At 71.1% G+C, this 17,067-nt stretch carries 18 protein-coding genes; 14 read left to right on the plus strand and 4 right to left on the minus strand.

What is annotated here, in order from left to right; genetic code table 11:
- Nucleotides 1-115: 115 nt before the first annotated feature.
- The 7 genes from CIK81_RS08540 to CIK81_RS08565 all read left to right on the plus strand — a co-directional run bounded on the left by CIK81_RS08540 (nucleotide 116) and on the right by CIK81_RS08565 (nucleotide 5,247).
- Nucleotides 116-1,249: a histidinol-phosphate transaminase gene (locus CIK81_RS08540; protein WP_096165941.1), complete on the plus strand. Its 1,134-nt coding sequence runs from the start codon at nucleotides 116-118 to the stop codon at nucleotides 1,247-1,249.
- Nucleotides 1,246-1,872 (plus strand): imidazoleglycerol-phosphate dehydratase HisB, encoded by a 627-nt coding sequence (gene hisB / locus CIK81_RS08545; protein ID WP_114355619.1) that lies wholly within the window; start codon nucleotides 1,246-1,248, stop codon nucleotides 1,870-1,872. The genes CIK81_RS08540 and hisB overlap by 4 nt, the downstream gene beginning before the upstream one ends.
- On the plus strand, nucleotides 1,869-2,477 hold the full coding sequence (locus CIK81_RS08550) for a hypothetical protein (protein ID WP_096165939.1): 609 nt from the start codon (nucleotides 1,869-1,871) through the stop codon (nucleotides 2,475-2,477). Before hisB ends, CIK81_RS08550 begins: the two co-directional genes overlap by 4 nt.
- A gap of 68 nt (nucleotides 2,478-2,545) precedes the next feature.
- A complete protein-coding gene (hisH, locus tag CIK81_RS08555) occupies nucleotides 2,546-3,316 on the plus strand; it encodes an imidazole glycerol phosphate synthase subunit HisH (protein ID WP_241964090.1) in 771 nt (256 codons plus the stop codon).
- The gene (locus CIK81_RS18345; protein WP_096165937.1) at nucleotides 3,313-3,471 is read left to right on the plus strand and encodes a hypothetical protein; all 159 of its coding nucleotides are present in this window, start codon (nucleotides 3,313-3,315) and stop codon (nucleotides 3,469-3,471) included. The genes hisH and CIK81_RS18345 overlap by 4 nt, the downstream gene beginning before the upstream one ends.
- A 113-nt stretch (nucleotides 3,472-3,584) precedes the next feature.
- Entirely contained in the window at nucleotides 3,585-4,319 is a 735-nt protein-coding gene (gene priA / locus CIK81_RS08560) for a bifunctional 1-(5-phosphoribosyl)-5-((5-phosphoribosylamino)methylideneamino)imidazole-4-carboxamide isomerase/phosphoribosylanthranilate isomerase PriA (RefSeq protein ID WP_096165936.1), read from the plus strand.
- 58 nt (nucleotides 4,320-4,377) lie between these two features.
- The gene (locus tag CIK81_RS08565) at nucleotides 4,378-5,247 is read left to right on the plus strand and encodes an SseB family protein (RefSeq protein ID WP_096165935.1); all 870 of its coding nucleotides are present in this window, start codon (nucleotides 4,378-4,380) and stop codon (nucleotides 5,245-5,247) included.
- Between the two features lie 245 nt (nucleotides 5,248-5,492).
- On the opposite strand, the gene CIK81_RS08570 is transcribed toward CIK81_RS08565, so the two are convergent.
- Together CIK81_RS08570 and CIK81_RS08575 are read right to left on the minus strand one after the other, a co-directional pair.
- Entirely contained in the window at nucleotides 5,493-5,867 is a 375-nt protein-coding gene (locus tag CIK81_RS08570; protein ID WP_096165934.1) for a DUF1844 domain-containing protein, read from the minus strand.
- Between the two features lie 125 nt (nucleotides 5,868-5,992).
- Nucleotides 5,993-6,304: a hypothetical protein gene (locus CIK81_RS08575; protein ID WP_096165933.1), complete on the minus strand. Its 312-nt coding sequence runs from the start codon at nucleotides 6,302-6,304 to the stop codon at nucleotides 5,993-5,995.
- Nucleotides 6,305-6,734: 430 nt separating this feature from the next.
- On the opposite strand from CIK81_RS08575, the gene infC reads away from it, so the two are divergent.
- From infC to CIK81_RS08600, 5 genes are read left to right on the plus strand one after another with little or no spacing between them, the layout of a single operon-like run.
- Nucleotides 6,735-7,346, plus strand: coding sequence for a translation initiation factor IF-3 (infC, locus tag CIK81_RS08580; RefSeq protein WP_255411063.1), 612 nt, complete (start codon nucleotides 6,735-6,737; stop codon nucleotides 7,344-7,346).
- 25 nt (nucleotides 7,347-7,371) lie between these two features.
- Entirely contained in the window at nucleotides 7,372-7,566 is a 195-nt protein-coding gene (gene rpmI / locus CIK81_RS08585) for a 50S ribosomal protein L35 (RefSeq protein WP_096165931.1), read from the plus strand.
- A 58-nt stretch (nucleotides 7,567-7,624) separates the two neighbouring features.
- Nucleotides 7,625-8,005, plus strand: coding sequence for a 50S ribosomal protein L20 (gene rplT / locus CIK81_RS08590; RefSeq protein WP_096165930.1), 381 nt, complete (start codon nucleotides 7,625-7,627; stop codon nucleotides 8,003-8,005).
- 19 nt (nucleotides 8,006-8,024) lie between these two features.
- Complete coding sequence (locus CIK81_RS08595) at nucleotides 8,025-8,927, plus strand: RNA methyltransferase (RefSeq protein WP_096197244.1); 903 nt, start codon at nucleotides 8,025-8,027, stop codon at nucleotides 8,925-8,927.
- Nucleotides 8,924-11,143, plus strand: coding sequence for a cytochrome c oxidase assembly protein (locus CIK81_RS08600; RefSeq protein ID WP_096197245.1), 2,220 nt, complete (start codon nucleotides 8,924-8,926; stop codon nucleotides 11,141-11,143). Before CIK81_RS08595 ends, CIK81_RS08600 begins: the two co-directional genes overlap by 4 nt.
- 169 nt (nucleotides 11,144-11,312) lie before the next feature.
- On the opposite strand, the gene CIK81_RS08605 is transcribed toward CIK81_RS08600, so the two are convergent.
- Together CIK81_RS08605 and CIK81_RS08610 are read right to left on the minus strand one after the other, a co-directional pair.
- On the minus strand, nucleotides 11,313-11,933 hold the full coding sequence (locus CIK81_RS08605; RefSeq protein WP_096165927.1) for an MBL fold metallo-hydrolase: 621 nt from the start codon (nucleotides 11,931-11,933) through the stop codon (nucleotides 11,313-11,315).
- Nucleotides 11,930-13,030 carry an S-(hydroxymethyl)mycothiol dehydrogenase gene (locus CIK81_RS08610; protein ID WP_096165926.1) on the minus strand — a complete coding sequence of 367 codons (1,101 nt, stop codon included), beginning with the start codon at nucleotides 13,028-13,030 and terminating at the stop codon, nucleotides 11,930-11,932. Before CIK81_RS08610 ends, CIK81_RS08605 begins: the two co-directional genes overlap by 4 nt.
- Before the next feature lie 270 nt (nucleotides 13,031-13,300).
- On the opposite strand from CIK81_RS08610, the gene pheS reads away from it, so the two are divergent.
- Entirely contained in the window at nucleotides 13,301-14,407 is a 1,107-nt protein-coding gene (gene pheS / locus CIK81_RS08615; protein ID WP_096165925.1) for a phenylalanine--tRNA ligase subunit alpha, read from the plus strand.
- A 1-nt stretch (nucleotide 14,408) separates the two neighbouring features.
- Nucleotides 14,409-17,018 (plus strand): phenylalanine--tRNA ligase subunit beta, encoded by a 2,610-nt coding sequence (gene pheT / locus CIK81_RS08620; protein ID WP_114312237.1) that lies wholly within the window; start codon nucleotides 14,409-14,411, stop codon nucleotides 17,016-17,018.
- Nucleotides 17,019-17,067 lie beyond the last annotated feature (49 nt).

Raw genomic sequence — 17,067 nt, forward strand, 5'->3', positions numbered from 1 at the left:
TGCGCCTGTGAAAGGGGCCACGTGACCGGGTCGTCGCACCGTCCCGGCGCATCGCGGGGTGTCTGGACGGTGGGCGGGGAAGTCGCTCCCACCTCGGCCTGACTACCATGGAGCCATGCCTGAGAACTCTGCTTCGACCCTGCCCGCCGCGGCGCTGCCCGCGCCGCGCGACGGTATCGCGGGAGCTGCACCGTACGGTGCGCCCCAGCTCGAGGTCGAGCATGCGCTCAACGTGAACGAGAACCCCTACGGGCCCTCCGCCGAGCTCGCTGAGGCCATCGGCCGCGCGGCGTCCGAGGCGGCACTGGGTCTTAACCGCTACCCGGACCGTGAGGCGCTCGGTCTGCGCGCCGACCTGGGTGCATACCTCGCCGTGGAGTCCGGCATCAGCGCACCCGCCCCAGAAGCGGTCTGGGCGGCCAACGGCTCCAACGAGATCATGCATCAGCTGCTGCTCGCCTATGGCGGCCCCGGTCGCACCGCGCTCGGTTTCACCCCGCACTACTCGATGTATCCCGAGTACGCGCGCGACACCTACACCGACTGGGTCACCGCGGAGCGTGGCCCGGCGCCCGAGTTCGAGCTCACGGCCGACGTCGTGACGGCGGCGATCACTGCGCACCGCCCCAGCATCGTCGTGCTGACCAGCCCGAACAACCCCACCGGCACCGCACTCGCACTCGACGTGGTCGCTGCTGCCGCCGCTGCTCTGGCCGAGACCCGAGGCCTGCTGGTGGTCGACGAGGCCTACGGCGAGTTCCGCCGCGACGGCGTGCCCAGCGCACTGACCCTGCTCGAGCAGCATCCGAACATCGTCGTCACCCGCACCATGTCCAAGGCCTTCGCCCTCGCCGGAGCCCGCCTCGGCTACCTGGTCGCCGATCCCGCGATCGTCGACACCGTGCGCGTGGTGCGCCTGCCCTATCATCTGTCGGCCGTCACCCAGGCCGTCGCCCGGGCCGCACTCGCCCATCGCGACGAGCTGCTGGGGAAGGTCGCCCTGCTGCGCAGCGAGCGCGACGCCCTGGCGCAGCACCTTGTCGAGCGCGGCCACAGCGTGGCCCCGTCCGACGCGAACTTCATCCTGTTCCGCACCTTCTCCGACCGTGACGCGGTGTTCGAGGCACTCCTCGACCGCAGCGTCCTCGTGCGAGCCGTCGGCCCTGCCGGCTGGCTGCGCGTGTCCATCGGCACGCCCGAGAACAACGCCGCATTCCGTACCGCCCTCGAGGAGGCCGACCCCCGATGACCGACACCACCACTTCTGCGCGCCCGTCCCGCACCGCGACCCTCACCCGCTCCACCCGGGAGTCGAGCGTCGAGGTCACGCTCGATGTCGACGGCACCGGCCAGGTCGACGTCTCCACCAGCGTGCCGTTCTTCGACCACATGCTCACGGCGCTGGGCACCCACGCCCGCTTCGACCTCACCGTCCGCGCGACCGGCGACACCCACATCGACGCCCACCACACCGTGGAGGACACCTCGATCGTGCTGGGCCAGGCGCTGCGCGAGGCGCTCGGGGACAAGAAGGGCATCGCCCGCTTCGGCGACGCGATGGTGCCGCTGGACGAGTCGCTCGCCCAGGCCGTCGTGGACCTCTCCGGCCGCCCGTACTGCGTGCACTCCGGGGAGGCCGAGGCCCAGGCCCTGCACCTCATCGGCGGCCACTTCACGGGCTCGCTGACCCGCCACGTGTTCGAGTCGATCGCGCACCACGCCGCGATCTGCCTGCACATCCGTCTGATCCAGGGCCGCGACCCGCACCACGTCGTCGAGGCCCAGTTCAAGGCGCTCGCCCGTGCGCTGCGCGCCGCCTGCGCCTATGACGAGCGCGTGCTGGACGTGCCGTCCACGAAGGGAGCCCTGTGAGCACCGCCGACCGTCCCGACCCCGAACCCGATGACATCGATGCCGAGTTCGCGCGGCTGACCGAGGGGCTCTCGCTGGACGAGGTCCCGTTGACCGTCGAGGACGTGCTATCCGAGGGCGGCGAGGGAGAGGACGAGGAGGAGCTGCCCACGATCGCCGTGGTCGCCACCTCCGTCGCCACGTCCCGGGCCCTCGCCGGAGCGATCCGTCTGGGCCGCGAGGCCCGGACCGACGGGATCGACATCCCCACCGGCAGCCGTACCCACGACACCGGCACGGGCGCCATCGCGGTGGGCCCGCTCGCCGAGACCGCTGCCCACGACCTGGCCGCGATCGCGTCCACCGCCCTGCAGCGCAATGGCATCGTGCTGTTCTGGCGTCGCGGCGACCGGATGACCGCGACTCGCTACAAGGGCGGTGAGCGCGGCGAGGACATCTCGCCCGCGATCGTGCTCGGTGCGGTCGACGACCTCGTGGAGGAGCTGCTGCTCGGCGCGACCGCGCTCGACGAGCTGGACGAGGGCATCGATCCCTCCACGCTCACCCGTGCCGAGGCCCTCTCCTGGATCGCCGGCAAGGGCAAGGGCAAGGGGAACCGCTCGTGAGCCACTCGACCGGCTCCGTCGCCGACCCCCTCGGCGCCGCCGAGGCCACGACCACCACCGTCCCGCGCGTGGTCGTCCTGGATCACGGATCGGGCAACGTCCGCTCCGTGGTGCGCGCCCTGGAGAACGCCGGCGCCCAGGTCGAGCTGACGGCGGATCGGGAGCGCGCGCTGGCTGCCGACGGCCTCGTCGTGCCGGGCGTGGGAGCGTTCGCCGCGACCATCGCCCAGGTGCGCGGCGTGGGCGGGGACCGCATCATCGAGCGACGCCTCGCCGGCGGCCTGCCCGTGCTCGGCATCTGCGTGGGCCTGCAGATCATGTTCGACGCCGGCACCGAGCACGGTGAGCGCAGCGTCGGGCTGGCCCAGTGGCCCGGCGAGGTCACCGCGCTGGAGGCCTCCGTCGTTCCCCACATGGGATGGAACACGGTGCAGAGCCCCGCGCAGTCACTCCTGTTCGACGGGATCACCGACGAGCGGTTCTACTTCGTCCACTCCTATGCCGCGCGGCAGTGGGAGATGGAGCAGCTCGGCTCGCTCAACGCGCCCCTGGTGACCTGGGCCGAGCACGACGGGGATCGCTTCGTGGCCGCCGTCGAGAACGCCGCCCTCACCGCGACCCAGTTCCACCCCGAGAAGTCCGGCGAAGCGGGGTCGAAGCTCCTGGCCAACTGGCTCCGGACGCTGCCCCGCCTGCAGACGGACATCGCTGATCATGCTGGTGCTGGTGCTGGTGCTGGTGCTGGTGCTGGTGCTGGTGCTGGTGCTGGTGCTGGTGCTGGTGCTGGTGCTGGTGCTGAGAGGGATGGTGCGGCGTCCCCCGAGGAGATGCCTGCATGATCTACGCCTTCATCCTGCTCTTCGCCGGGGGCATGGTCCTCGGCGGAGCCTGGTCGTTCTACCGGTCCCACAAACCCTGGTGGGCGACGCTGGCTCTCGCCGTCGTCGGGCTCGGCCTGATCGCCTTCTCGATCTGGAACCTCCGAGCCGGCTGATCCGACCAGCCCCCTCGGGGGCGCCCGGCGTCCCGCCGGTCGACCCCCTCCTGAATTCCCTCTCTCGAGTCCCTGCGGGTCTCGACCCCGACCCACCTTCCCTGGAGGCAACCATGACCGCTCCGATCCTCGAGCTGCTCCCCGCCGTCGATGTGCAGTCCGGCCAGGCCGTGCGCCTCGTGCAGGGCGAAGCCGGCAGTGAGACGTCCTACGGCGCCCCGTTGGACGCCGCGCTGACCTTCCAGGAGGGCGGCGCGAGCTGGCTGCACCTGGTGGACCTCGACGCCGCTTTCGGGCGCGGCAGCAACTCCGCACTGCTCGCCGAGGTGGTCGCCGCCGTCGATATGAATGTCGAGCTGTCCGGCGGCATCCGGGACGACGAGTCCCTCGCCGCGGCGCTCGCCACCGGCTGCCGCCGCGTGAACCTCGGCACCGCCGCCCTCGAGAACCCGGAATGGACCGCAGAGGTCCTCGCCGAGCACGGCGACCGCATCGCCGTCGGCCTGGACGTGCGTGGCACCACCCTCGCGGCACGTGGCTGGACCCGCGAGGGCGGCGACCTGTGGGAGACCCTCGAGCGCCTCGACGAGGCCGGCTGCCAGCGCTACGTCGTCACCGACGTCACCAAGGACGGCACCCTGCGCGGCCCCAACGTCGACCTGCTGCGTGATGTGTGCTCCCGCACCGATGCGGCAGTCGTCGCCTCCGGCGGCATCTCGTCGCTCGATGACCTGCGTGCCCTGCGCGAGCTGGTCCCCGCCGGGGTCGAGGGTGCGATCGTGGGCAAGGCCCTGTACGCCCAGGCCTTCACGATGGGCGAGGCGCTGGACGTCGCGGGGCGCGCCTGAGGCCCACCCCTCACCGCCATGACGGGCAGGGCGGGTCGGAGCGAACTACGCTGATCCCATGACTTCTGCGAACGACCCGACCCGTCCGGCGGACGCGCACGCGGTCCAGGACGGAGCGGACTCCGCAGCGGACCACGGAGAGCAGGCCCGGCGGGCGCTGCCCGCCCATTTCCGCGAGAAGTCCGCGCTGACCGATACGGCGGGCGTCTCCTGGGAAGGGCGCGATTACACCGTCAGCCCCTTCCCGCAGGACGAGGGATCCACCCCCGCCGCGCTCGCAGAAGCCCTCGCAGCCCACCGCGCCGGAGAGGATCCGCACCGGAAGGACCTGGTCGCGGTCCTCGCCGCGACCCGCCTGCTGGTGCCGATCATGGCGGTGGCCACCGAGACCGGGACCACCGCCCACGGGCTCACCGGGGACAACGGCGCCGACATGGCGATGGTCTCGATCACCGCGCCGGACGGTTCCCGCGTACTGCCCGTCTTCACCTCGGTCCAGGCGCTGGCCGACTGGCGCCGCGACGCCCGGCCCGTGCCCGTGGTGGCGCCCCAGGCGGCCCAGGCCGCCGTCCAGGAGGGCTGCACCTCGTTGCTCGTGGACGCGGCGACCCCGGCCGATGTCGGCGGTCCGATCCTGCTGCCGCGCTCCGTGCTCTGGGCGCTCGCCCAAGGACGGGACTGGATCCCGCCGCATGAGGATCCGGAGCTGGCCGACGTCCTGCAGCGCATCGCTGCGGCGTCCGATGAGGTCACGGGACTGGACGCCCGGGCGGGGGAGCGTTCCGAGGTCGACCTCCACCTGCAGTTGCGTCCCGGTCTCACGGCGGAGCAGGTGCGCACGGTGGTCGAGGCGGTCTCCGCCCGTCTGGGCAACGAGCAGCTCGTCGCCGAGCGCATCAGCTCGCTGCGCATGGTGCTGGGTTCCTGAACCCCTGATCGCCTGCCACCGAGCTGTCGCCCGCGCAGCGCTCGCGTGACCAGCCTGCGCAGCGCTCACATGATCACGCAGTCAGGACGACGCGCGTCCGGGCCTTCGCGCGTCCGGGCATCTGCGCAGTCGTGCGGCTCGGCCCAAGGCGGCGAACTCGATCCGAGACAGGACCAGGCCGTCCGGATGTCCGGACGGCCTGGTGCATGACGCCTTCGCGGGTCGGGCGCTGAGCGCGGGGCGGGTCAGGAGACCCGGCCGGTGTACTTCTCGCCGGGGCCTTCGCCGGGGGCGTCCGGGTAGGGGAGCGCCTCGGCGAAGGCGAGCTGCAGCGAGCGCAGCCCGTCACGCAGGGAGCGCGCGTGCTCTCCGCCGATCTCGGGGGACGCGGCGGTCACGAGGCCGGCCAGCGAGATGATCAGCTTGCGGGCCTCGGCGAGGTCCTGGTATTGACCGGACTCCTCGTCCTCGGCGAGTCCCACCTTCACCGCGGCGGCGCTCATGAGGTGCACGCATGCCGAGGTGATGATCTCGACCGCGGCGACCTCGGAGATGTCGCGCAGGGCGTCGGCGGATCCGTCGCCCTCGGGGATGATGCTGGGAATCGTGTTGTCGTTCACTGAGATGTCCTTCGTCGTGCGGGAGAGCGGTCACCGGCGGTGACCGGGGGATGTGCGTCGGGCAGGGGCGGGGGAGCGCAGCAGGACCCACGGCGGCAGGTGCGCGGCGCACCGTTTGCGCAGGGTCATCCGTCCATGGGCAGCGGCCCGTGGCGGGAACCGGGGTCGGCGGAGCGCTCGAACTGATTTCCGGCGGGATGCGAGCCGATCGGGACGTCACGGGCGGCAGGGGCGTCACTGGCGTCGAGAACGTAGAGATCGTGAGGGTCGACGCCCTGCTCCCCGGGATGCCCCTCAGCGTAGGCGGCGGGAGAGGCGGAGGAGGTCGGGGGCTGGGGATCCTCCGGCCCGGCGGCCAGCGCCCGGTACGCCAGGATGCTGCCGCCGATAGCGACGACGAGCACCAGGACCGCGACCACCACGACAGAGACGATCATGGACCCTCTGCCCGGCACGGTGCTCCGGCCCGAGCGGCCTGGACGACCTGGGTCACCGGGGGTCTCGCGCTCTGTCTCCACCAGAACTCCTCGCTCATCACGGCTCCTACGCGTGCGGACGCGACGCACATCACCTGGACTGCACGAGCGCTCCTGCTAGGATAGGGGATCGGAACAGGTCGAAACCCTCGTCACATCGTTCCTCAAGTGGAGTCCCTTCCCACCTCGTGGCAATCCGCGCCTGAGCCCTTCGGCTCGGGACGAACCGTCGCTGGGTCATTATCGCAGCCGGGCATCCGTGCCCGTCTCCGGGCAGCAGTGCCCGGTCGACGTCTCGACGTCGCGCACCTTGGGGCCTCCGCATGAAGCGGGGGCCTTTCGTCTTGTCCGACTCGAACCAAGGTGAGGAGCCAACATCAGCGAACAGCGCATCAATGGTCAGATCAGGGTCCCCAAGGTCCTTCTGGTCGGGCCCGCCGGCGAGCAGGTCGGTGAGGTCCGCGTCGAGGACGCACTGCGTCTCGCCGCGGAAGCCGATCTCGATCTCGTCGAGGTCGCGCCCGGCGCGAACCCGCCGGTCGCCCGTCTCATGGATTACGGCAAGTACAAGTACGAAGCCAACCTGAAGGCCCGTGAGGCGCGCAAGAACCAGGCGAATACGGTCCAGAAGGAAATCCGTATGGGCCTGAAGATCGACGTCCATGACTATGAGACGAAGCGTCGCAATGTTGAGAAGTTCCTTGACGGCGGCGACAAGGTCAAGGTCATCATCCGATTCCGTGGTCGTGAGCAGTCGCGCCCCGAGCGCGGCGTGAAGCTGCTGCAGCGCATGGCCGAGGACGTCGCCGAGTACGGCTTCGTCGAGTCGCACCCGCGACAGGACGGTCGCAACATGGTGATGGTCTTCGGGCCGCACAAGAAGAAGGCCCAGGCCATGGCCGAGGCCCGCAAGCGCAAGACTGACGCCGAGAAGGCTGCTGCCCGTGGTGAGGACGACGCGTCCAAGCCCGAGGCCAAGGCCGAGCCCGGCTCCGAGTCCTGAGAACGTACGAAGGAGAACAGGCAACATGCCGAAGAACAAGACCCATTCGGGGACCAAGAAGCGCATCCGCGTGACCGGCTCGGGCAAGCTCATGCGGGAGAAGGCGAACGCTCGCCACCTCCTGGAGCACAAGTCCTCCACCCGCAAGCGCCGCCTCGGCAGCGACACCAGCGTCGCCAAGGCCGACGTCAAGCGCATGAAGAAGCTTCTGGGCCGCTGATCGCCCACGCGGGAGCCCAGCTCTCGCGCCCCTGAATTCACGATCGAAGGAGTATCACTTGGCACGCGTGAAGAGGGCGGTCAACGCCCATAAGAAGCGTCGGGAAATCCTTGAGCAGGCCAGCGGCTACAGCGGCCAGCGCTCGCGTCTCTACCGCAAGGCGAAGGAGCAGGTGCTGCACTCGCAGACCTACAACTTCCGCGACCGCAAGAAGCGCAAGGGCAACTTCCGTCAGCTGTGGATCCAGCGCATCAACGCCGCATCCCGCGCCAACGGCATGACCTACAACCGTCTCATCCAGGGCCTCGGTCTCGCGGGTGTCGAGGTCGACCGTCGCATGCTCGCAGAGCTCGCGGTCAACGACGCCCCGGCGTTCGCCGCACTCGTCGAGGTGGCGAAGAACGCCCTCCCTGAGGACGTCAACGCCCCGGCAGCCTGACATCGCGCCTCACCACGCGATGACCGAGCGCCCGGATCAGTCTCCGATCACCTCCCTCCGCTCCGAGCGGGTGCGGAAGGTGGCGGCGCTGGCCGGGCGCTCTGCGCGTCGCAAGCAGCAGTCCTTCCGCGTCGAGGGCCCGCAGTCGATCCGTTCGCTGCTCAGCCAGCGGGCCGATCTCGCCCGCGAGCTCTTCGTCACCGCCCGCGCCGACGCCGCCCATCCCGAGCTGGCCGACCTGGCCCGTGGGGCGGGCGTTCCGGTGCACGCGGTCGAGGACCAGATCATCCGCGCCATGGTGCGCGAGCACGACGTCGAGGACCCCAGCAGCGCAGGCCCTGTCTCCTCGAACCTCGGCGGTGCTCTGGTGAACCCTCAGGGTGCGCTCGCGCTCGGCCGCCTCCCTGCAGAGGAGTCGTCGGCCGCGACCGCGGCGATCGGGGCCCTGCCGACGCAGGGGCCCGTCACCGTCGTCGTCCTGCACGAAGTGCGGGATCCCGGCAATGTGGGCACACTGATCCGCACGGCGGACGCTGCCGGAGCCGATCTCGTCGTGCTCACCCGGACCTGCGCGGACCCCTACGCGCCCAAGGCCGTGCGCGCCGGCGTCGGCAGTCTCTTCCATCTCCCCGTGGTCACCGGCGCCGAGATCGACGAGGTCCTCGAGACTCTCGGCTCAGCGGACATCGCCACGGCGGCGACCAGTGGATACGCGCAGGACGAGCTGTTCACCGCGGAACTCCCTCCTCGCCTGGCATGGATCTTCGGGAACGAGGCGCACGGGCTGGACGAGCACACCCTGCAGGCGGCGTCGTTCGGGGTGCGCATCCCCCTGGCCGGGCGTGCGGAATCCCTGAACGTCCACACCGCTGCGACGGTCTGCCTGTTCGAGACCCTGCGGCGCAGGCAGGCGAGGGAATGACCTCTCGTGCCGTGCGGGCCAGCGCTCTCGCCGTGCCCCTGCTGCTGATCCTCACGATCGTGTCGGCCCTGATCGGGCTGTTCGCCACCGGAGCTGCCGCGCCGTCGACGCTGCTGCCCGCCTCGCCACTGGTCACCTGGGGCCTTCCCGTCGTCCGCGCCCTCCACCATCTCGGGCTGCTGCTCGCCATCGGTGCAGGCGGCACCGCCGTGCTCCTGCAGCCTGGTCCCTCCCGCCGCGAGGTCACACGCCTGGATCCCGCCCGGCGCAGGACGGTCCGCCTCGGAGGAGCCGGCGCTCTGCTGTGGGCGGTCGCCGCCCTCACACAGATCCCGCTGAGCGGCCTCGAGGCCGCCGGTGCCGGCTCGGGGATGGACCTGTGGAGCATCGCCCTGGGCACTGATCTCGGCAAGCTGCAGCTCTCGGTGGGCATCGCCGCAGGGCTCGCCGCACTGTTCTATCTCGTCGCGCGCTCGACGACCCTCGCCTGCTGGGGCCTCGCCTTCGCCGGACTCGGCGTCGGAGCCCTCGGCCTGGCCGGGCACGCCGGAGCGAGCCTGGACCACACCAACGCCGTCAACGCGATGGCCCTGCACTTCGTGGCCGTCGCCGTCTGGGCCGGCGGACTGCTCGTGATCGCCCTGATCGCTCCGCGCCTCGACGACGATCAGCTCGCCACCACCGTGCGTCGCTTCTCGCCCTGGGCGCTGGCCGCTGTGACGGCACTCGCCCTCAGCGGGATCCTCAGCGCCGTGATCCGCCTGTCCGGGTGGGGGGACCTGCTCACCACGGGCTACGGACGCGTCGTGCTCGTCAAGGCCGTCGGCCTGGTCGTGCTCGCCGGCGTGGGCGCCTCCCAGCGTCGACGTCTCGGCGAGAGGCTCCGCTTCCGGCACCTGGCGGCGACCGAGGGCATCGTGATGGCGGCGGTCATCGGCGCCTCGATCGCGCTGGGTCGCTCGGCGCCCCCGGTGCCCCAGGAAGTGCCCGCCGTCGGGGATCTGAAGACCCTTTCGCTGGTGGGCTACCTGCCGCCCGCGAAGGAGTTCGGCCCGGGGACGATGTTCACCGTCATCCAGCCGGACTGGATCGCTCTGCTGCTGGCCGTGGCGATGGCGGCGATCTACCTGACCGGTGTGTTCCGGCTCATCCGGCGCGGGGACACCTGGCAGTGGCATCGCACGCTCGCGTTCCTGGCGGGCTGCCTGGCCTTCGCCTGGGTGCTCAGCGGTGGTGCCGCGGCCTGGGGCCGCTTCCGCTTCGATGCGCACATGATCCAGCACATGGCGATGATGATGATCGTGCCGCCGCTGTGGGTGCTGGGCGCCCCGGTCACCCTGCTCTCTCGAGCCGTGGCACCGCGCACCGACGGCTCCCGCGGCATCCGCGAATGGGTCCTCGCGGCCCTGCACTCCCGCTACTCGGAGTTCGTCTCCTCGCCGCCCCTGGCGGGCCTGATCTTCGCCGGCTCCCTGGTGGTCTTCTACTTCTCGCCGCTGTTCGAGGCGGCGATGTACTCCCACCTCGGGCACGTGCTGATGACCGTGCACTTCCTGGCGTCCGGATATCTGTTCGCCTGGGTCCTGATCGGCATCGATCCCACCACCAGGCCGATCAACCCGATCCTGAAGCTGATCACCCTGCTGGTCACACTCGCCTTCCATGCCTTCTTCGGGGTCGCGATGGTGTCGATGACCTGGCTGATCGCCCCGGACTGGTACCACCAGCTGGGGATGTACACCGAGGAGCAGCTCCAGGTCATCCAGACCCGTGGCGGCACGATCATGTGGGCGATCTCCGAGGTGCCCACCGTCGGCTACGCGATCATCGTCGCCGTGCTCTGGATGCGCTCGGAGGACCGTCGGGCCCGCCAGTTCGACCGCAAGGCGGAACGCGATGGCGGCGCGGAGCTCGAGGCGTACAACGCCTATCTCGCGAGCCTCCAGGAGCCGACGGATCCCGCGGACGGTCCCTCCGGGACGGCTCCGTCGGTCGATGCCGATACCACCGATGCAACCGGTGCACGCCTCGACGTCGACGCTGGCCCCGGCATCGAGACCGCCGCCACTGGCTGCGGGACCGACACCGCCACTGACCCCGGGGCCGACGCCGCTGACACCCCCGCGAGCCCGGAGGCCGACGCGGACGCGCCCTTGGGGTCGGTGCCGCCGGCGGGGCGCTCGGACGCGGACGAAGGACGTCGCCCGAGCCTGTGAGCAGGACCGAGAACCGGCCCGTGAAAGGCCCGGCCGGCCGGGCGCGTGAGCGCAGCGGCACCACGGCCGGGAACGACATCGGCGGCGGTCGCGAGAGGCGACCGCCGCCGATGAGGTCAGGGGCTCAGGGGAGGAACAGCGCAGTGCTCCTCGCCGTGCTCACAGGTGCTCACAGCCAGTCGCCGCGAGCCGCCTCCTTCTCTGCGCCGATCGTGGTGTCCGGGCCGTGCCCGGTATGCACCACGGTGTCCTCGGGCAGCGCGAACAGACGCTCCTTGACGGACTGCTCGATGGTCTCCCGCGAGGAGAACGAGCGCCCGGTCGCCCCGGGGCCGCCCTGGAACAGGGTGTCCCCGCTGAACAGAGCACCCAGCGCCTCGACGTAGTAGCAGGTCGAGCCGGGGGAGTGGCCCGGGGTGTGCAGAGCCTCGATGTCGACGCCGGCGATGGTGAACATGTCTCCATCGGTCACGTCGTCGTCCCAGGGCAGATCACCGTGGGTCAGCTGCCAGACCTCGCGGTCGGCGGGGTTCAGCAGCAGCGGCGCCTCGAGGTGCTCGGAGAGCTCCGGAGCCATCCGCACATGGTCGTCGTGCGCATGGGTGAGCAGGATGCCCACGCACTCGCGCTCGCCGATGAGATCGGAGACCGTCGTCAGATCGTGCGGGGCATCGAACACGACGCACTGCTCGTCGTCGCCGAGCACCCACACGTTGTTCTCGACCTCATGGGTCTCGCCGTCCAGGCTGAAGGTGCCTGCGGTGACGGCATGGTCCACACGCGCGCTCATCGGGCCACCTCCGCCACGGTGCGCAGGGTGTCGCCCTCATGGAGCGAATCCAGCGCCGTGTTCACCCCGGCCAGATCGGTACGGCCGGTCACGAAACGGTCCAGGGGGAGACGCCCCTGCAGGAACAGGTCCGTGAGATACGGGAAGTCCCGCTCGGGCAGGCAGTCCCCGTACCAGGAGGACTTCAGGGAACCGCCGCGGCCGAAGACGTCCAGCAGCGGCAGCGTGATCTCCACGTCCGGGCGGGGGACACCCACCAGGACCACGCGACCGGCGAGATCGCGCGCGTAGAACGCGGTCTCGTAGGTCTGCGGGATGCCGACGGCGTCGACCACGAGATCCGCGCCGTTGCCGTCGGTGAGCTCCTGGACCTTCTCCGCGACCTGCTGCGGGGAGAGATCCTTGGTGACCAGCGTGTGGGTGGCGCCCAGCTCCTTCGCGGCGGCGAGCTTCTTCTCGTCGACGTCCAGGCCGATGATCGTGGTGGCGCCCGCGAGCTTCGCGCCGGCGATCGCCGCGCAGCCCACGCCGCCCAGACCGATCACCGCGACGGACTCGCCGCGCTGCGCGGCACCGGTGTTGATCGCGGCGCCGATGCCCGCCATCACTCCGCAGCCCAGGAGCCCGGCGACCTCGGCCGGGGCGTCCTCGGAGACCTTCGTGCACTGGCCCTCGTGGACCAGCGTCTTCTCCGCGAAGGATCCGATGCCCAGAGCCGCGGTGAGCTCCGTGCCATCGGTGAGGGTCATGGGTCGGGAGGCGTTGTGGGTGTCGAAGCAGTACTGCTGCACACCCTTCTTGCATGCGCGGCACTCCCCGCAGACGGCACGCCAGTTCAGCACGACGTAGTCGCCGACCTCGACGTGGGTGACGGACTCACCGATCACGGAGACGCGACCGGCGGATTCGTGGCCCAGCAGGAACGGGAACTCGTCGTTGATGCCGCCGTCGCGGTAGGCGAGGTCGGTGTGGCACACGCCGGTGGCCTCGATGTCGACGATGACGTCGTGCGGCCCGGGATCCGGGATCACGATGTCGACCAGCTCGGCCGGCACCTTCTCGGAGCGGGCGACGACGCCCTTGACGGTCGTGGACATGGGGCCTCCTTCTTCCTCAGGACGAGGGTAGACAGTGTCCTGGCCAGGCTATGCGGTTTCGGTGCGGATCTCGCCTTTCCGGGGATCCTCGGAGCGGCACGTCTCCCACCGGGCGAGGCCGCACGGAGCCCTGGGACCTGTGGCATGCGCCGCCCTGGCGGGGCAGACCGCGCATTCCTCCTAGAATGGACCGCGGTACCCGTGCTCCGGTGCGGGCGGCCCACGCACCTTCCGCACCTCTCCGCACCCTTCAGGACGAAAGCGATACCCGTGTCCGACACATCCCCTGCGCCCGAGGCGCCCACGATCGACGAGGCGAGCATCGACGCCGCGATCGACGCCGCGCTCGCCGCGATCGCCGCTGCCCCCGACACCGCTGCGCTGAAGCGGGTGCGGATCGAGCACGTGGGCGACGCGAGCGTGCTGACCTCCGCCCACCGCGCCATCAAGGATCTGCCCAAGGAGCAGAAGGCCACCGCCGGCAAGCTCGTGGGGCAGGGCAAGGGCCGGGTGCAGAAGGCCCTCGCCGCCCGCCAGGAGGAGCTCGCCGCCGCCGAGGAGGAGGCCGCGCTCGCTGCGGAGACCGTCGACGTCACCCTCCCCACCGATCTGCGCCCCCGCGGCGCGACGCATCCTCTGACCACCCTGACCGATCGCATCAACGACTTCTTCGTCGGGATCGGCTGGGAGATCGCCGAGGGTCCGGAGATCGAATCCTCCTGGCTCAACTTCGATGCGCTCAACGCCGATCCGGAGCACCCCTCCCGCTCCCTCCAGGACACCCTGTACGTGGCCCCCGAGGGCTCCGGCATGCTGCTGCGCACCCAGACCTCCCCGGTCCAGATCCGCGCGATGATCGAACGCGGCGCCCCGCTGTACGTGGCATGTCCCGGAACCGTCTACCGCGCCGATGAGATCGACGCGACGCACTCGCCGATGTTCCATCAGGTCGAGGGCCTCGCGATCGACAAGGACCTCACGATGGCGCACCTCGTGGGCACCCTCGACGCCTTCGCCGCCCACCTCTTCGGCGGCGCGCCGATCACGCGCCTGCGCCCGAACCACTTCCCGTTCACGGAGCCCAGCGCCGAGATGGACTTCCGCTGCTTCCGCTGCGAGGCACGGCTGGGCCTGGATCACGACGCGGACCCGGACTGCCGGGTGTGCGGCGGCACCGGCTGGATCGAGATGGGCGGCTGCGGCATGGTCCACCCGAACGTGCTGCGTGCGGCCGGGGTGGACCCCGAGCAGTACCAGGGCTTCGCCTTCGGTCTCGGGATCGAGCGCCTTCTCATGCTCCGCAACGGCGTGGCGGACATGCGCGACATGGTGGAGGGCGACGTGCGCTTCTCCCAGCACTACGGTACGGAGATCTGAGATGCCCCGCATTCCCCTGACCTGGCTCGCCGAGCACACCGCTCTGGCTCCCGCCGCCTCCGCCCAGCAGGTCGCCACCGACCTCTCCCGCGTGGGTCTTGAGGAGGAGGCGCTGTTCGGCGCCCAGGTGACCGGCCCGCTCGTCGTCGGCCGCGTGCTCGAGCTCGTCAAGGAGCCGCAGAAGAACGGCAAGACCATCAACTGGGTGCGTGTGGACGTCGGCCCCGAGCACAACGAGGACGCCGACGACCCCAAGGACCCCCAGCCCGGCGAGGAACGTCCCAGCCGCGGCATCATCTGCGGTGCGCACAACTTCGTCGAGGGCGACCTCGTCGTGGTCTCCCTGCCCGGCACCGTGCTGCCCGGCGACTTCGCGATCGCCGCCCGCAAGACCTACGGACACGTCTCGGACGGGATGATCTGCTCCGGCGACGAGCTGGGTCTGGGCCCGGACCCCTCCGGCGAGGACGGCATCATCGTGCTGGGCCGCGGCCACGCCGAGGGCCTGACCGGTGAGCCCGGCGACGACGCGATCGCTCTGCTGGGGCTCGCCGACGAGGTCGTCGAGATCAACGTGACCCCGGACCGCGGGTACTGCTTCTCGATGCGCGGCGTCGCCCGCGAGTACTCCCACGCCACCGGCGCCTCCTACACGGACCCCGCCACGACCGTCGACGTCCCGCCGGCCGAGGCCGGCGGTGTCGCCGTGCAGCTGCATGACGACGCCCCGCTGCACGAGGTCGAGGGCTGCTCCCGCTTCGTCGCCCTCGAGGTGCACGGCGTGGACCCGTCGGCGCAGACCCCGCGCTGGATGGCCCGACGCCTGACCCTCGCGGGCATGCGACCGATCTCGCTGATCGTCGACGTCACCAACTACGTGATGCTCGACCTCGGCCAGCCGCTGCACGCCTACGACGCCGACCGCGTCGTCGCCCCGATCGTGGTGCGCCGCGCCGCGCCGGGCGAGAAGCTCACCACCCTCGACGACGTCACACGCACGCTCGACCCCGGGGACCTGCTGATCACCGACAGCGAGGGAGGCGAGGGCGCCCGCGTGCTCGGCATCGCCGGCGTGATGGGCGGGGAGTCCACCGAGGTCTCCGCGACCACCGCGAACATCGTGCTCGAGGCGGCCACCTTCCACTCGATCTCGGTGGCCCGCTCCGCGCGCCGTCACCGCCTGCCCTCGGAGGCCTCCAAGCGCTTCGAGCGCGGGGTCGATCCGCTCCTGCCGCGGGTGGCCGCCTATCGCGCCGCGCAGCTCATCACCGAATACGGCGGCGGCCAGGTCTCCGAGCGGATCACCGACGAGGGCGGGGCACCGGCGGCCGGGACGGGCACCGCGATCTCGCTCCCGATCGGCGCCGCCGAGCGCGTGGTCGGCATCGCCTACACCCCGCAGCAGGTGCGCGAGAGCCTCGAGAAGATCGGCTGCGTGGTCGAGGACGGGCCCGAGGACACGCTCGCGGTCACCCCGCCGAGCTGGCGCCCGGATCTCGCCATCCGCGAAGACCTGATCGAGGAGATCGCGCGCCTGGTCGGCTACGCGGAGATCCCCTCCGTGCTGCCGACGGCGCCCGGCGGCCGCGGCCTCACCCGCGCCCAGCAGTCCCGGCGCGCGGCGAACCGCGCGCTCGCCGAGGCCGGACTCGTCGAGGTCACCTCCTACCCGTTCGTCGGCGAGGGCATCTTCGACGCCCTGCACTACGAGGCCGAGGACGGTCGCCGCAACGCGGTGCGCCTGCTGAACCCGCTCTCCGACGACGAACCGCTGATGCGCTCCTCGCTCCTGCAGACCCTCCTGCCGGTGGCGCGGCGGAATCTCGGCCGCGGCGAGGAGTCGGTGGCGATCTTCCAGCTCGGCACCACCTCGATCTCGCGCGGCGAGAACGCCCGTGCGCGGGTCCCCGCCGCCGCGCAGCGTCCCAGCGACGAGGACCTCGAGGCCACGCTGTCCGCACTGCCGGTCCAGACGCGCGCCCTGGCGGCCGTCGTGGGCGGAGCGTCCGGGCCGGACTCATGGCAGGGAGAGGTCCCGCCGTGGGGCTGGACCGACGCGCTCGACCTGGCTCGTCGCGCGGCCGCCGCTGTCGGCGCCCGGCTCGAGGTGCGCCAGATCGAGCTCGCCCCCTTCCACCCCGGTCGCGCCGGCGAGCTGCGGGTCCTCGCGGCCGACGGCACGAGCACCGTGGTCGGCCATGCCGGTGAGCTGCATCCGGCCGTGGTCGCCCAGTTCGATCTGCCCGCGCGCACCAGCGCCCTGGAGCTCGATCTCGAGGCTGTCATCGACTCCGCCCCGACCGTGGTCGCGGCGGAGCCCGTGCCGACCTACCCGGTCGCCAAGGAGGACTTCGCCTTCGTGGTCGACGAGGACGTTCCCGCCGCAGCGGTCGAGGCTGCGATCGTGGTGGGCGTCGGCGATCTCGCCGAGTCCGTGCACCTGTTCGACGTCTTCACCGGCGAGCAGATCGGCGAGGGCAAGAAGTCGCTCGCCTTCGCGGTCCGCCTCCGGTCCGCCGAGGGCACTCTCACGGCCGAGCAGATCGGGGCGGCGCGCACGCGCTGCATCGCTGCGGTCGACACAGCCGTCGGGGGAGTCCTGCGGGCGTGAGGGGTGCGGGCCCTGGCACGGGTCGTCGATCGTTCACGGATCGACGGCC

The sequence above is a fragment of the Brachybacterium sp. JB7 genome (genome assembly GCF_003335205.1).
Taxonomy (GTDB): Bacteria; Actinomycetota; Actinomycetes; order Actinomycetales; family Dermabacteraceae; genus Brachybacterium; species Brachybacterium alimentarium.

Bases quoted from the DNA above. Each gene is read 5' to 3' on its own strand.
- hisB (WP_114355619.1), top strand. From the start codon at position 1,246: ATGACCGACACCACCACTTCTGCGCGCCCGTCCCGCACCGCGACCCTC.
- CIK81_RS08575 (WP_096165933.1), bottom strand. From the start codon at position 6,304: ATGATCGTCTCTGTCGTGGTGGTCGCGGTCCTGGTGCTCGTCGTCGCT.
- CIK81_RS18345 (WP_096165937.1), top strand. From the start codon at position 3,313: ATGATCTACGCCTTCATCCTGCTCTTCGCCGGGGGCATGGTCCTCGGC.
- CIK81_RS08540 (WP_096165941.1), top strand. From the start codon at position 116: ATGCCTGAGAACTCTGCTTCGACCCTGCCCGCCGCGGCGCTGCCCGCG.
- rpmI (WP_096165931.1), top strand. From the start codon at position 7,372: ATGCCGAAGAACAAGACCCATTCGGGGACCAAGAAGCGCATCCGCGTG.
- pheT (WP_114312237.1), top strand. From the start codon at position 14,409: ATGCCCCGCATTCCCCTGACCTGGCTCGCCGAGCACACCGCTCTGGCT.
- priA (WP_096165936.1), top strand. From the start codon at position 3,585: ATGACCGCTCCGATCCTCGAGCTGCTCCCCGCCGTCGATGTGCAGTCC.
- CIK81_RS08565 (WP_096165935.1), top strand. From the start codon at position 4,378: ATGACTTCTGCGAACGACCCGACCCGTCCGGCGGACGCGCACGCGGTC.
- CIK81_RS08600 (WP_096197245.1), top strand. From the start codon at position 8,924: ATGACCTCTCGTGCCGTGCGGGCCAGCGCTCTCGCCGTGCCCCTGCTG.
- CIK81_RS08605 (WP_096165927.1), bottom strand. From the start codon at position 11,933: ATGAGCGCGCGTGTGGACCATGCCGTCACCGCAGGCACCTTCAGCCTG.
- CIK81_RS08610 (WP_096165926.1), bottom strand. From the start codon at position 13,030: ATGTCCACGACCGTCAAGGGCGTCGTCGCCCGCTCCGAGAAGGTGCCG.
- CIK81_RS08595 (WP_096197244.1), top strand. From the start codon at position 8,025: ATGACCGAGCGCCCGGATCAGTCTCCGATCACCTCCCTCCGCTCCGAG.